This window comes from Ancylobacter defluvii, from assembly GCF_018390605.1.
Classification (GTDB): domain Bacteria; phylum Pseudomonadota; class Alphaproteobacteria; order Rhizobiales; family Xanthobacteraceae; genus Ancylobacter; species Ancylobacter defluvii.
In genome coordinates this window covers 32,453-45,634 of record NZ_JAHBGD010000013.1, presented here as the reverse complement: position 1 = coordinate 45,634, position 13,182 = coordinate 32,453, and the positions used below count along the sequence as shown (strand labels likewise).

Annotated in this window: 11 protein-coding genes; 2 read left to right on the top strand and 9 right to left on the bottom strand. The window is 66.7% G+C overall.

What is annotated here, in order from left to right:
- Window positions 1-6: 6 nt before the first annotated feature.
- Together KHC24_RS09855 and ldtR are read left to right on the top strand one after the other, a co-directional pair.
- Window positions 7-438, top strand: coding sequence for a DUF6163 family protein (locus KHC24_RS09855; RefSeq protein ID WP_213363093.1), 432 nt, complete (start codon window positions 7-9; stop codon window positions 436-438).
- Between the two features lie 186 nt (window positions 439-624).
- Window positions 625-1,137 carry a transcriptional regulator LdtR gene (gene ldtR / locus KHC24_RS09850; protein WP_213363092.1) on the top strand — a complete coding sequence of 171 codons (513 nt, stop codon included), beginning with the start codon at window positions 625-627 and terminating at the stop codon, window positions 1,135-1,137.
- A gap of 159 nt (window positions 1,138-1,296) precedes the next feature.
- Here the strand turns inward: ldtR and KHC24_RS09845 are convergent, their stop codons facing one another.
- From KHC24_RS09845 to KHC24_RS09805, 9 genes are all read right to left on the bottom strand, one after another.
- Window positions 1,297-1,524: a hypothetical protein gene (locus KHC24_RS09845; protein ID WP_213363091.1), complete on the bottom strand. Its 228-nt coding sequence runs from the start codon at window positions 1,522-1,524 to the stop codon at window positions 1,297-1,299.
- Window positions 1,525-1,709: 185 nt separating this feature from the next.
- Window positions 1,710-2,786, bottom strand: coding sequence for a glycosyltransferase (locus KHC24_RS09840; protein WP_213363090.1), 1,077 nt, complete (start codon window positions 2,784-2,786; stop codon window positions 1,710-1,712).
- A 261-nt stretch (window positions 2,787-3,047) separates the two neighbouring features.
- The gene (locus KHC24_RS09835; RefSeq protein ID WP_213363089.1) at window positions 3,048-4,286 is read right to left on the bottom strand and encodes a Hint domain-containing protein; all 1,239 of its coding nucleotides are present in this window, start codon (window positions 4,284-4,286) and stop codon (window positions 3,048-3,050) included.
- Between the two features lie 936 nt (window positions 4,287-5,222).
- A complete protein-coding gene (locus KHC24_RS09830) occupies window positions 5,223-6,797 on the bottom strand; it encodes an ATP-binding protein (protein ID WP_213363088.1) in 1,575 nt (524 codons plus the stop codon).
- A complete protein-coding gene (locus KHC24_RS09825; protein WP_213363087.1) occupies window positions 6,794-7,513 on the bottom strand; it encodes a response regulator in 720 nt (239 codons plus the stop codon). Before KHC24_RS09825 ends, KHC24_RS09830 begins: the two co-directional genes overlap by 4 nt.
- A 178-nt stretch (window positions 7,514-7,691) precedes the next feature.
- Window positions 7,692-7,961: a hypothetical protein gene (locus tag KHC24_RS09820; RefSeq protein ID WP_213363086.1), complete on the bottom strand. Its 270-nt coding sequence runs from the start codon at window positions 7,959-7,961 to the stop codon at window positions 7,692-7,694.
- Window positions 7,962-8,289: 328 nt separating this feature from the next.
- Complete coding sequence (locus KHC24_RS09815) at window positions 8,290-8,634, bottom strand: hypothetical protein (RefSeq protein WP_213363085.1); 345 nt, start codon at window positions 8,632-8,634, stop codon at window positions 8,290-8,292.
- A 51-nt stretch (window positions 8,635-8,685) separates the two neighbouring features.
- Complete coding sequence (locus tag KHC24_RS09810) at window positions 8,686-11,841, bottom strand: efflux RND transporter permease subunit (protein WP_213363084.1); 3,156 nt, start codon at window positions 11,839-11,841, stop codon at window positions 8,686-8,688.
- A gap of 10 nt (window positions 11,842-11,851) precedes the next feature.
- Window positions 11,852-13,069 (bottom strand): efflux RND transporter periplasmic adaptor subunit, encoded by a 1,218-nt coding sequence (locus tag KHC24_RS09805; RefSeq protein ID WP_213363083.1) that lies wholly within the window; start codon window positions 13,067-13,069, stop codon window positions 11,852-11,854.
- Between the last annotated feature and the right edge of the window lie 113 nt (window positions 13,070-13,182).

Sequence of the window (13,182 nt, the reverse complement as noted above, 5' to 3'; positions counted from 1 at the left end):
GGCATGATGAGCACACTCTACGATCCCATCGACGCCACTCTCGGCCCTGCCGGCGCCGCGATGCCGCCCTGGCAGCGGCGGGTGCTGATGTATCTGCGCGGCCTTGCCGGGCTGCTGCTGCTGAAGACCGTCTATAGCTGGACGCTGATCTGCGGGGTCTGGGACGGCGAGAGCAGCCGCTTCGAGATGCTGTCGCTCGCCGCGCAGGCGGCGGTGATCTGGGCGGCGATCATGAACCCGGTGGCGGCGGTCGGCCTGTGGCTGGGCGCGGCCTGGGGCGTGGTGCTGTGGCTGGTCACCGCCATGGTGCAGATTCTGATCAACGCCTCCTCGCCGGAGGGCGTCGGCCGCCTGCTGATCGTCGCGGCATTCGAGACGGTGCTGGTGGCGATCTATGCCTGGCTGACCTACAAGGCCGGCCGCGAGGCGGAGCGCTGAAACCCGGCGCTCCACCAGTCCGCTTAACCCTTTGTAAAGCATAGGCGTTTGGATTCGATTCATCCTTCCGCTTAAACGGACTTTCAGACGCGCCCCGGAATATGGAACGACACGAAGGGAAGGTCTCGCAGCGAGAAATCGCCGTGGGACGAAAATCCCCAATGACGTCGAGCCGGGGTGTCGAACATGAGAAGCGCAGCACGGGCCCTGACGCCCGTACCCGACGAAGCGCCGCAGAGCGTGATCACGCCGCTGTATCACGAGGCGCTGACGCTGGTGGAGCGGCTGCATCGCCGCCTGCTCGACGTGGTGAAGGACGAATTCGACCGGCGCGGCCGCTCGGACGTCAATCCGGTGCAGGCGCTGCTGCTGTTCAACATCGGCGATTCCGAGCTTACCGCCGGCGAGCTGCGTACCCGCGGCTACTATCTCGGCGCCAATGTCTCCTACAATCTCAAGAAGCTGGTCGAGACCGGCTATCTGCATCACCAGCGCTCGCGGGTCGACCGGCGGGCGGTGCGCATCAGCCTCACGCCCAAGGGCGAGGAGGTGCGCGACATCGTCGGCTCGCTCTACGCCAAGCACATTGCCACCATCGAGCAGATCGGCGGCATCGGCTCGCAGGATTTCCAGGTGATCAACAAGGCGCTGCAGCGGCTGGAGCGCTTCTGGACCGACCAGATCCTCTATCGCCTCTGACGGCTGGGGCGAGGCGGCTCGGCAGATCGCCGGCGGGGGCGCGTGCCGGGCGAGGCCCAGAGCAACTCCCGAAAAAGTGCGCAGCGGTCTGACGGAAAGAATTGCGTAGAAACAAAAAGCTGGAGCAATTCCGGTGAATTGGATTTCACCGGAATGGCTCTAGGCGGCGCGGTTGCCCGGCGAGGCGGGCGCTTCCTCAACGTCGACCACTACCGGCCGGCGCGGCTCGGTTGCCTCGGTGCGCCAGCCTATGGCGGTGTCGAGGCCCGATTTGACACGCTGGCGGGCGAGGCTTTCCGCCTCGCCGAGATCGGTGGCGCTGACCACGAATGTACCGGCTTCGCGCCGGGTCACGGTACGCTCGAGCTTGACGATGAAGTCCGGCATCCGGGTTCTCCCTTGCATGCCGCGACAATGCCCGGGCCGCCGCGAGCGGTCTTCGACGCTCGAACGGCATTTGCCGCCCTGCACGCCAAGGCGGCCGCGCACCGGGTGGCGCGAGGGTGGCTTGCGGAAGGGGATGACGGGACAATTTGCGGGATGTCACGGCGGCGGCGGCCGAAAAGACCGGGCTACACGGCGCCAAGCTCTTCCGGCTGATCGCGGGCGTCGGACGGCGTCTGCCCGACGAGGGTCTCGAAAACCCGGAACAGCGCCGAACTGATGCGGTCGCTGTTGATATAGGCGGCGCGGCGCATATAGGCCTCGACGACCTGCCTGTGCTCCTCGGCATTCAGCTTGAAGGCGTTCCTGACCGCCTTCTTCAGGCTCATGAAGCTGTTGGGCTGATAGAAGAAGCGATGCCCCGACGGCGGCAGGACTTCACGGTAATAGGCGGTGTCCGGCGCGACGATGATGGCGCCGCCCTGCAAGGCGAGATGCGCGACGCCGGAATTGATCGTGTCGTGATCTGTCAGCAGGATGCACTTCGCCGTGTCGAAATGAACCGCAAGATCGGCGTCCTCGATGCGGTCGGCGGTGAAGCTTATCTTCTTGTTCTGGGCAATGGATTTCGCGATGTACGCGACGTATTTCTCGTCGTCGGACTGGCCAGCGATGGTGAGCGGGGTTTTCGGAATGTGAAGCTCATGAAACCGGATGAACCATTCAAGGTTCTTGTACGGGAGTATCCGGCCGAAAATGAGAACCGACTTGCGTTCGGCCTCGAATGAGGGACGAAGAGCGTAGGCGGTGAGATAGGACGGGTGCGGGATGTAGTAGTTCTTGTCCGGGTCGGACTCATTGTCCAGCGTGTCGGCGTATCGCAGCGACTCGACGTTCTGGTGCAGGATCGCGCTGGCCGACCGCATGATCTTTTTCCGCATCATCGCCAGGTGATGGGTGAAGAGATCGCTGTGAGGGTGGGCGTTGTGCACCATCCAGACGATGTGCCCGCCGGATTCCGCGTATTTCCGCAGGTCGCGTATGTAGCGCGTCGCCAGCGATCTGGCCTGGAACGCGGACTCCGCGCCGGTGAAGATCTGCTCCTCCCAATTGACCAGGACGACGTCGGGTATGGGGGCGTCGTTGATCTGGGAGATTTTCTTGTTGCTGATCCGGGAGACGGCAACGGAGGGCGGGCAGCGGGAGAGCAGCAGGTCCATATAGGGATTGGATCGGCTCGATCCGGTGACCGCGATGTGCCGCATGCCTGTGGTCTCCCTGGTGAGCCTGCAATCCCTGATACGGCGCGCAGAGATTGATCGAGGGGAGGAGGGCCGTTCGTCTACGTTCCTACGTATCACTCTGGCACGGCTTGATTATGCGCAAGCCCCGTTCCAGCGCAAGTCGTGGCATCCCAGAGAGTGGCGCCCCAGAGAGGTGGCCACCAGAGGGCGGCTCTCCAGAGAAACGGGGGCCGATCCGGTTGTCCGGAACGGCCCCCGCGCAATCATCGTCCGGCCGAGGCGTCAGGCGGCGGAGACGCTCTTGGCGGGAGCGTCGACCTTGGCGATCTGCCTGGCGCGGGCGGCGACCTTGTCGTGGATCGCGCGAATGCGCTTCTCGTCACGCAGCGCCTCGAAGCCGGGGCGATCCGCCTTGCGGCGCTTGCTGTCCTCGGGACGCAGCGTGGTCACATCGACATTCTGGAAGAAGTCGCGGTTGCCGCCATCGGCCCAGGCTTCCGAGAACATGCCGTGCGCCCGCACCACGTCGAACTGGTCGAGTTCCACGTGCCAGTAGGAGACGGAACGGGTATCCAGTTCCTGCACGATGGTGACGCCGTTGACGAGGTCATTGGCGCGAACCAGCTTGCCGCTGACGAACAGGTGGTGCCAGGGGGATACCACGAGGTCGCTGGACGGCACGTTGTCGGCGAAGGCGCCGGCATGGATGCGCACCGGGGCGACGCGCAGCTTCTGATCGGCGGTACGCAGCCAGGAGGAGCCGTAGTCGCGCCAGCCGATCCACTTCACTTCGCGGACACCGGAGCGGCCGATCACCTTGTCGCCAGCCTTCAGGTTCTCGATCGCCACCGGGCCTTCCGGCGTGTCGATCAGGGTGCCGCGCACGAAGCACACCGGATTCACGAAGGCGCCGCCGCTGATGAAGGCGGAGGGTGGGCCGGCAAGGATGGCCGCGGCATCCGCGTCCGTCATGCCCTGCACGTTGAAGATGACGGTATCGGCGGGGAAGCCGCCGGAGAAGGTAAAGGTGCCGATATCGGTACCGGAATCGTAGGCAAAGCCAGAAAAGGCGATGCCCGTGGCGCCGATCGCGTCGCCGGTGCTGAAGTCGTAGACGTTGAACGACGTGGAGCTGCCCAGGATGGTGTTGTCGTCATAGAAGAAAGTGCCGCTGCCGGAGCCGCTGAAAGTAACGGACTGGCTGGTTCCCACCCCTAGGGCGACGGTTCCCGACTGAACCGTAATATCCGATGTATCTCCGACAGTATAATTGAGGCTGCTGATCAGGCCGACACTGAGAAGGCCGTTGTCTATCGTGACGTTGGCGTCATTTACGGCGGCTATTGTTACGTTTGATACAGCGCTCAGGCCCACGCCATAGCTGACGGTCGTGGTGACGCCATCGATGGTCAGCGTGTGATCGCCGAGTGCGGTGATCGAAACCGTATCTCCCGGCTCAAAGCCGGTGGCTTCGCTGACGGTCTGATCGGAATCGAGAAGATTGACGCCAATAATGGCCATGCTTCATGCCCCCATGTGGTGGAAAACTAATCGGTCATTTCGCATATAAAAGGCACAGTAATCCCGTTCACATACAAAGGATGTATGTGTTAAATATCTGAGCCAATTATATAATTACTTATGATGCACATAAGATATGAGCACACAACAGTATTATATCATGGCTTATGTCGGTTCATTCCGACATGACGGATCCTTCTCGCCCGATGGGTGAGTCGTTGATTGTGTGTGATATAATATTCGAAATTTATACGATGATAGACTCTGGTTTCGAAACTCTTGCGGATTCCGTTTGGGGAGTCAATCGGTCCGCGCGCGATCGAGCGGAAATTGGTTTGCGATATCGAAGCTAAGATTCTGAAATTATGGTATAAAGTATGTCAGGGATTGGTTTCGAATCTTCGAATCACTTTCGTTCGAAACTTCCTGTCTCCGAGTTAGTTTCGGAAAATGTGACGAGAGCCCGATGGTCGGCGGGCGCTATAAGGGAGTTAACGGATGCCAGGCTTCGGATTCGCCTGGATTTTCCCGCAAAAACGTCAGGCGATTTGACCTATTAGTTTGTTTTTTTCTTCTGATTTTTTACCGAAAGCTATAAATCTGTTGCCGGCTCCGGTGTTGCCGGCTCCGGTGTTGCCGACGCCGCATGCGCGAGCGTCCGGGTTCGTCACGCCGGAGACGCGGCACTATCGATGGCCCCGTGCCCAAGGGGCTTTCGGCCAAGGCGCGCGGCGCGGCGACCCATGAGATGCGGTGATGCACGACCGGCCGTGTCGGCGGCGTGGCGCGGTTTTTCGGAGACCGGAAAGAGCCGGAACTCGAGCGGAGGGCTCTTGGGAGTTCTGGGCGAGGAGAGCCGAGAGCGAGGAGCGCCTTGGACTAAGTTCGTCTTGGGGAGTGGGTTATCCCAGGGAGCCGCACCCCAGGGACGACGGCTCAGACCGCCGCGGGTTTCGGGCGGTTCGGGCCTTGGCCGCGCCAGGCCGGAGGGCGGGCGAGGGCGCTGTCACGGGCGCTGTCACGGGTCTTGCCCCCGTCGCCGGCCTTGCCCTCGCCGCCGTCAACGTCGCGACCCTCCGCGAGCGAGGCGTGGGGCAGGCTGATGACCGCCCGCAGCCCGGTGCCGGTATTGGTGAGCGTGACGTCGCCGCCATGATGGCGCACGACATTGCGGGCGATGGACAGGCCGAGCCCGATGCCGCCGGTCTCGCGGTTGCGGGAGCTCTCCAGCCGGAAGAACGGGGCGAACACCCGCTCCATAATATCGGCCGGGATGCCGGGCCCGTCATCCTCCACCACGATCTCGATGGCGGCCGGCCGGGAATGCACGGCGACGCGCGCGCGTTCGCCGTAGCGCACGGCGTTCTCCACGAGATTGCGGACGGCGCGCCGGAGCGCGTCGGCGCGGCAGCGATAGCCGATCCGGGGCGCCTCGGCGAAGCTCACCTCCTGGCCAAGCTCGACGAGGTCGTCGCACATGCTTTCCACCAGCGCGGTGAGATCGACGTTGCGCGTCGGCTCCTCGGCCGCCTGCTCGCGGGAGAAGGCCAGCGTCGCCTCGGTCATGGCGCGCAACTCGTCGATGGTCGACAGCATCTTGTCGCGGGTCTCGTCGTCGGCGACGAATTCGGCGCGCAGCCGCAGCGAGGTGATCGGCGTGCGCAGATCGTGGCCGATCGCCGCCAGCATGCGGGTGCGGTCCTCGACGAAACGTTGCAGGCGCGCCTGCATCAGGTTGAACGCCACCGCCGCCTGACGGATGTCGTCCGGCCCCTTCTCCGGCAGGGGCTCGACGCTTTCTCCCCGTCCCAGGGCTTCCGCCGCCACCGCCAGCCGCCGCATCGGGCGGGTCATCCAGCGGGCGATGAAGGCGGCGCTGATCGACAGCACCAGCGCGGTGACGCCCAGCGACAGCAGCGACTGCGAGGACCAGATGCTGTTGACGATCTTCTTGCCGAAGGCGCTGCACAGCCAGGAGCCATCCTGGAGCCGCACCGTCAGGCCCATGCCGTTGGCGTCGTCGAGCAGCAGGAATTTTGCCGGCCGCGACAATGGCCAGGCATAGGCCGGCATCTCCACCCAGGAGGGCCGGTCGGGCGCCGATGCCGGTGCGGCGCCGGCCTCGACCGCCGGCATCGCCTCGACGGCGGTCATCTTCCCACCGCCGGGAGCGGCGAGATTCGCCACCGTCGGCAGCGGCTCGGCCAGCCGGTGCCTGGCATCCTCCCGCCATGCCGCCGCATCTGCCGGGAAGCCGGGAGTGACCCAGAAGCGCGTATAGCTGGTGCCACTGGCGCGCAAAATGTCCGCACGCAGCGCCGGGGGCGTGGATTCGAGCAGCTGGGCGACCGATGCCGAGCGGCTGAGGAACTCGGTCTTGGCGGCCTTGTTGAGCGCCTGGCCACGCTCGTCCATCGACAGCAGGAAGCTCACCCCCTGCGAGAAGGCGAGCGCCAGCAGCAGCAGGGCGACGAAGCGCGCGGTGAGGCTGCGGCTCCACAAGCGGATCATCGCGACACCACCTCGGCGGAGAAGCTGTAGCCGCCGCCCCAATGGGTCTTGATCAGCGCCGGCGACTTCGGATCGGTCTCGATCTTCTTGCGCAGCCGGCTCACGCGGTTGTCGATCGCCCGGTCGAACGGCTCGGCATTGCGGCCGACGGTGAGGTCGAGCAGCTGGTCGCGGCTGAGGACCAGCCCGGCATGGTCGAGGAACACGCTGAGCAGCCGGAACTCGGCGGTGCTGAGCGGCACGCTCATCCCATCCTGATCGACCAGTTCGCGGCGGCCGACATTGAGCAGCCAGCGGTCGAAGCGCACTTCCTTGGCCTGGATCTGCGCCCGCTGCGGCGGCAGGCTCTGCACCCGGCGCAGCACCGCCTTGATGCGGGCCAGCAGCTCGCGCGGATTGAACGGCTTGGTGAGGTAATCGTCGGCGCCGAGCTCCAGCCCGACGATGCGGTCGGTCTCCTCCGCCATCGCGGTGAGCATGATCACCGGCAGCTGGGTGGATTCGCGCAGGAACCGGCACAGCGAGAGGCCGTCCTCGCCGGGCATCATGATGTCGAGCACGACGAGGTCGATGGCGTTGCGCTCGACCAGGCGACGCAGCGCCGCCGCGTTCTCGGCAAGGCTGACGCGGTAATCGTGCTTCTGCAGATATTTGCCGACCAGATCGCGGATGTCGCGATTGTCGTCGACGACGGCAATGTGCGGTGTCGCTTCCATGAGCTGGCCCTTTGCCGTTCCCAATATAGGGAGAATTTCCGGCCCGGCCGAAAAAATTGTCGCAGAATGTCGCCGACACCAAGCGCGCGATGGATTGCGACAATTCCATCCGGCGGGCGGCGATCCCGGCCGCCGACGCCGCGAACGCCGCCCGGAAGGCGGGTCCGCGGCGCCTCGGTCAGCGGTCGCCGCGGGCGTTCCGCTCGATGGTGCGGGCGATGTAGGGCTCGACGCCGACGGTGGAGGGCGTGTTGGTGTAGCGGAACGGTTGGGCGGCGGTCTTCTTGGAGGAAGCGGGGAGTTCGCCGCGCCGGGCCTGATGGGCGCTGCGCAGCGCCTCGGCATAGCCTTCGGCGTCGCTGGGGTCGCGCGGCTCGGCGTGGGCCGGCGCGAGCGCGGCGGCGGTGAGTAGAAGAGCCGTGAGGGCGCGGGTCGTATAAAGTCGCATGTGCCATTCCTTCTGGTTGCTTGGATGAAGCCGTCGGCTTCAGGGAAACAACTGTTCGGCGACGACCCTTGTCGATCGTCTGATGGCCAAGATGAACGTGCTCTGTCGCACGGCTTTGGCGAGATGTGACTGCGATGTATCGGCGGGCGTCTAAATTGTAGCCTTGTGGGCGCCGGATACATTTGCCGGTGCGGGGCGACATGCGCGGGGATGCGGCTGTGGTCTTTCCAAATGACAAGACGCGCCGGCGGTGGGGGCCGCCGGCGCGTCTCATGTGTCGTCCGTTGCTGGGGTGGGCGCGGCCGGGCCGGCCAGCCCGGATGGCGGGCTAGGAGTGGGCGTAGTCCTCCAGCCGCACGTTGAAGAAAGCGGCGGGCAGTTCGCCGCGGCAGTACAGCCGGGCGCGCGAGGAGGTGACCGGCGTCATCACCTGATAGGTCGGCGGCTCGTCGGGCCGCCAGTCGTCGTAGAGACCCCAGGCGTCGTCCTCCTGCTCGTCGTCGGCGAGTTGCCGGCTGACGATCGGCGGGTCGGCGGCGCGCAGGGCGAGCGGGTCGATGTCGGTGCCGGCATCGCCGAACACCACCATGCCGACCAGGATGGCGGCGGAGAGCAGGAAGCCGGCGCCGATGTCGCGCCAGCCGGCGGAAGGCCGTTCGGGATCGTAGGGCATGTGAACCTCCGTTCCGGAAGAAGTGAATGATCGAGGCCGCGCGCGGCGGCCTCAGGCGTGTTCACGCGTCAGTTTCGGCGCGCGGGATCGCCGCGGCAGCGCGCGGCAGATCACGTAGAAGGCCGGGGTGAAGACGAGGCCGAACAGCGTCACCCCCAGCATGCCGGCGAACACCGTGACCCCCAGGGCCTGGCGCAGCTCGGCTCCCGCGCCCTGCGCGAGCACCAGCGGCACCACGCCGAGAATGAAGGCCAGCGAGGTCATCAGGATCGGCCGCAACCGCACCCGCGCCGCATCCACCGCGGCTTCGGCCGGGCTCAGGCCTTCCTCCTCGCGCTGGCGGGCGAATTCGACGACCAGGATGGCGTTCTTGGCGGCGAGGCCGATCAGCACCACGAAGCCGATCTGCGCCAATATGTTCACGTTCATCGCCGCGACGAGCAGGCCGCTGACCGCCGCGAGCAGGCACATTGGCACGATGAGCATGACAGAAAGCGGCAGCATCCAGCTCTCGTACTGCGCCGCCAGCAGCAGGAAGACGAAGACGATGGACGCGGCGAACACGATCAGCCCGGAATTGCCGGCCAGCCGCTCCTGCAGCGCCAGCTCGGTCCATTCGAAGCCGTAGCCCTCGGGGAGGACCTGCGCGGCGATGGCCTCCATGCGGTCGAGCGCGGCGCCGGTGGAGGCGCCCGGCGCGCTCGCGCCCTGCACCTCGCCGGCCATGGCGAGGTTGTAGCGCGGCACGCGGTAGGGGCCGGTCCGCTCCTCGAAACTCGCCACCGCGCTGAGCGGCACCATGGCGCCGCTCTCGCTGCGGGTGCGGAAGCCGGCGATGATGGCGGGATCCTGCCGGAAGCCGCCATCCGCCTGCGCCCGCACCTGGAAGGTGCGGCCGAGGAAGTTGAAGTCGTTGACATAGGCAGAGCCGAGATAGATCTCCAGCGCCTCGAAGACCCGGCTGGCGGGCACGCCGAGCATCTCCGCCTTCACCCGGTCGATATCGGCATAGAGCTTGGGGGTGGCGGTGTTGAACGGGGTGAAGACCCGCACCAGCTCGGGATGGCGGGCGGCTTCCGCCACCACAGCGCGCAGCGCGGCCTCCAGCTCGGCCGGGGTGCCGCCGGTGCGGTCCTGCACCATCATCTTGAAGCCGCCGGCATTGCCCATGCCGCGCACCGAGGGCGGCTTGATCGGGATCAGCCGGGCCTCGGAGAGATCGGCGGTCTGGCGCGGCATCGCCGCCATGACGGCATCGACGCCGAGATTGCGCGCTGCCCGCTCGGCGAAGGGATCGAGGATGACGAAGGCGACGCCGCCGGCGGAATTGCTGGTGAAGGTGGCGCCGTCAATGCCGGCGATGGCGACGACATGGGCGACGCCGTCCATCTCCATCAGCCGGTTCGACAGCTGGTTCATCACGTTCTCGGTGCGCGGCAGCGCCGAGCCGGGCGGCAGCTGCACCGAGGTGATGAAATAGCCCTGGTCCATCTCGGGGATGAAGCCGCGCGGGGCGCGTTCGAGCTGCCAGCCGGTCAACGCCAGCAGCCCGGCATAGGGCAGCAGGATGAAGGCGCCGAGCCGCAGCACCCGCCGGGTCATGCCGGCATAGCCGCGCGCCAGCCGATCGAAGACGGCATTGAAGGCGGCAAAGCCGCGCGCCAACCAGCCGAGCGGCCCGCGCCGGGGGGCATGTGGCTGGTGCGGCTTCAAAAGCAGGGCGCCGAGGGCCGGGCTGAGGGTGAGCGACACGAAGGCGGAGATGATGGTCGAGGCGGCGATGGTGACGGCGAACTGGCGGAAGAACTGGCCGGAAATGCCGGGTATCAGCGCGGCGGGAATGAACACCGCCGACAGCACCAGCGCGATGGCGACCAGCGCGCCGGAGATCTCGTCCATCGAGCGATGCGCCGCGTCGCGCGGCGACAGGCCGGCGCGCAGATGCCGCTCGATGTTCTCCACCACCACGATGGCGTCGTCGACGACGATGCCGATGGCCAGCACCAGCCCGAGCAGCGACAGGTTGTTGAGCGAATAGCCCAGCGCCGCCATCACCGCGAAAGTGCCGATCAGCGAGATCGGGATGGCGAGGATGGGAATGATGGCGGCGCGCCAGCTCTGCAGGAACAGGATGACGACGGCCACCACGAGGATGATGGCCTCGGCGAGGGTCTTGTAGACCTCGTTCACCGACTCGGCGATGAACAGCGTCGGGTTGAACGGGATGTCGTAGGCGAGGCCGGCGGGCAGGCGCTCGCCGAGCCGCCGCATCTCCTGCTCCACCCGCTCGGCGGTCTCCAGCGCATTTGAGCCCGGCTGCTGGAAAACCTGGATCGGCTGCGACGGGCGGCCGTCGAAATTGGCGCCGGCGCGGTAGCTCTGCGCGGTCAGCTCGACGCGGGCAATGTCGCGCACGCGGGTGACGCGGCCATCCGCGTCGGTGCGCACGATGATGTCCTCGAACTGCGCCGGGTCGGACAGGCGGCCCAGCGTCTCGACATTGAGCTGGAAGGCGCCGCCGGCCGGCACCGGCGGCTGGTTGATCACCCCGGCGGCGACCTGCACGTTCTGCGCCCGGAGCGCCGCCACCACCTCGCCGGCGGTGAGGTTGCGGGCGGCGACGCGGTCGGGATCGAGCCAGACCACCATGGCGTAGTCGCGCGAGGCCGGCATGCGGACATCGCCGACGCCGGGCACGCGCAGCAGCGCGTCGCGCAGCTGCAGGGTGGCGTAATTGGCGAGATAGAGCTGGTCGCGCGTATTGTCCGGCGAGAACAGCTGCACCACCATGAGGATGTCCGGCGACGACTTGCGCACGGTGACGCCGAGGCGACGCACATCCTCCGGCAGGCGCGGTTCGGCCACCGCGACGCGGTTCTGCACCAGCACCTGCGCCTCGTCGACATCGGTGCCGAGCGCGAAGGTGACGGTGATGGAGAGCTGGCCGTCGCCGGTCGCCTGAGAGGACATGTAGAGCATGTTCTCGACGCCGTTGATCTCCTGCTCGATCGGCGTCGCCACGGTGTTGCTGACCACCTCCGCCGAGGCGCCGGGATATTGCGCGTTCACCACCACGGTGGGCGGGGCGATCTCCGGATACTGCGCCAGCGGCAGGGTGAAGTAGCCGGCAAGGCCGACCAGCACCACGAGGATCGACAGCACGGTGGCGAAGACAGGCCGGTCGATGCAGAAATGGGCGAGGCGCATCGGACGACCCTCAATTGACGGGAATGGGGGCCAGCGCGGCGGCGCGCGGCTCGGTGTCGGCGGCCTGCGCCGTCACCTTCTGTCCGGGGCGCACGCGCATGAGGCCGCTGACGACGACGCGATCATCCGGATCGAGGCCGCCGCGCACGATGCGCAGCCCATCCGCCTGGCGCGGGCCGAGCTCCACTCTGGCGGAGCTGACGGTGCCGTCCGCCGCCACGGTGAACACCGCCCGGTCGGCCTGGTCGGTCATCAGCGCCGTCTCCGGCACCAGCATCGCCGGATAGGCGCCGGAGAACGGCAGGCGCACCCGGCCGAACTGGCCGGGAATGAGGCGATCCCCGGCATTGGTGATCACCGCCCGCGCCCTGAGGGTGCCGGCGCCGGCCTCCAGCCGGTTGTCGACGAAATCGATGGTTCCCTTGTGCGGCCAGTCGCGATCGGCCTGGCCGCGCGCCTCGACCGCGATGCGCCGGCCATAGAGTAGCGGCAGCGTGCCGCTCTCCGCGGCCTGCCGGTAGGCGAGCAGATCCTGCTCGCTGATGTCGAACACGAAATACAGGGGATCGAGCGCCACCAGCGTGGTGAGGATGGCGCCGTCCGACACCAGCGCGCCGATGTCCAGCCGGCGATTGGAGATGCGCCCGGCGAACGGGGCGCGGACCTCGGTAAAGCCGAGGTCGATCTCGGCGCGGGAGGCGGCGGCCTCCGCCAGCGCCTTGGCGGCATCGGCGGCCTTCTTCTGCTGGCGGCGCTGGTCGAGCGTCGCCTGCGAGACGGCGCTGGTGCTGACCAGCTGCTCGGCGCGGCCGAGTTCGAGACCGGCGAGCTCGACCTGGGCGGCGGCGCTGGCGAGCTGGGCGCGCGCCTCGTCGAGCGCGGCGCGATAGGGGCGGGGATCGATGGTGAACAGCAATTGCCCGGCTTCCACCAGCGCGCCATCCTCGACATCGATCGCGGCGAGATGGCCGGCGACGCGACCGCGGATCTCCACCGCGGCGCTGGGCTCGAAGCGGCCGGCGAATTCGCGCCACTCGACGATCTCGCGCCGGACCGGACGGGCGACGGTGACGGTGGGCGGCGGGGGCTGGGACGGCTGCGCGGTCTGCGCCCGCGCCTCGGACGGCAGGCCGGCCGGGATCTCGAAAACGAGATGGAAGGCGGCGAGGGCGGCGGCCACCGACAGGCCGGTGGCGAATGTCACGGCAAGAGTGACGGGGGTGCGCATAGCTGTCCCTTGTTTGAACCGGGACGGACGCTAGCGGGCAATTGTCGCGGAGTTTCCGCGATGCAGCATCGATTTTGTCGTCAGCTGTCGCCAGGCATCGATGCGCGACGGAT

What these genes read in the sequence shown, in the direction of transcription:
- KHC24_RS09855 (WP_213363093.1), top strand. Translation starts at nt 7, where the DNA reads ATGAGCACACTCTACGATCCCATCGACGCCACTCTCGGCCCTGCCGGC.
- ldtR (WP_213363092.1), top strand. Translation starts at nt 625, where the DNA reads ATGAGAAGCGCAGCACGGGCCCTGACGCCCGTACCCGACGAAGCGCCG.
- KHC24_RS09845 (WP_213363091.1), bottom strand. Translation starts at nt 1,524, where the DNA reads ATGCCGGACTTCATCGTCAAGCTCGAGCGTACCGTGACCCGGCGCGAA.
- KHC24_RS09840 (WP_213363090.1), bottom strand. Translation starts at nt 2,786, where the DNA reads ATGCGGCACATCGCGGTCACCGGATCGAGCCGATCCAATCCCTATATG.
- KHC24_RS09835 (WP_213363089.1), bottom strand. Translation starts at nt 4,286, where the DNA reads ATGGCCATTATTGGCGTCAATCTTCTCGATTCCGATCAGACCGTCAGC.
- KHC24_RS09830 (WP_213363088.1), bottom strand. Translation starts at nt 6,797, where the DNA reads ATGATCCGCTTGTGGAGCCGCAGCCTCACCGCGCGCTTCGTCGCCCTG.
- KHC24_RS09825 (WP_213363087.1), bottom strand. Translation starts at nt 7,513, where the DNA reads ATGGAAGCGACACCGCACATTGCCGTCGTCGACGACAATCGCGACATC.
- KHC24_RS09820 (WP_213363086.1), bottom strand. Translation starts at nt 7,961, where the DNA reads ATGCGACTTTATACGACCCGCGCCCTCACGGCTCTTCTACTCACCGCC.
- KHC24_RS09815 (WP_213363085.1), bottom strand. Translation starts at nt 8,634, where the DNA reads ATGCCCTACGATCCCGAACGGCCTTCCGCCGGCTGGCGCGACATCGGC.
- KHC24_RS09810 (WP_213363084.1), bottom strand. Translation starts at nt 11,841, where the DNA reads ATGCGCCTCGCCCATTTCTGCATCGACCGGCCTGTCTTCGCCACCGTG.
- KHC24_RS09805 (WP_213363083.1), bottom strand. Translation starts at nt 13,069, where the DNA reads ATGCGCACCCCCGTCACTCTTGCCGTGACATTCGCCACCGGCCTGTCG.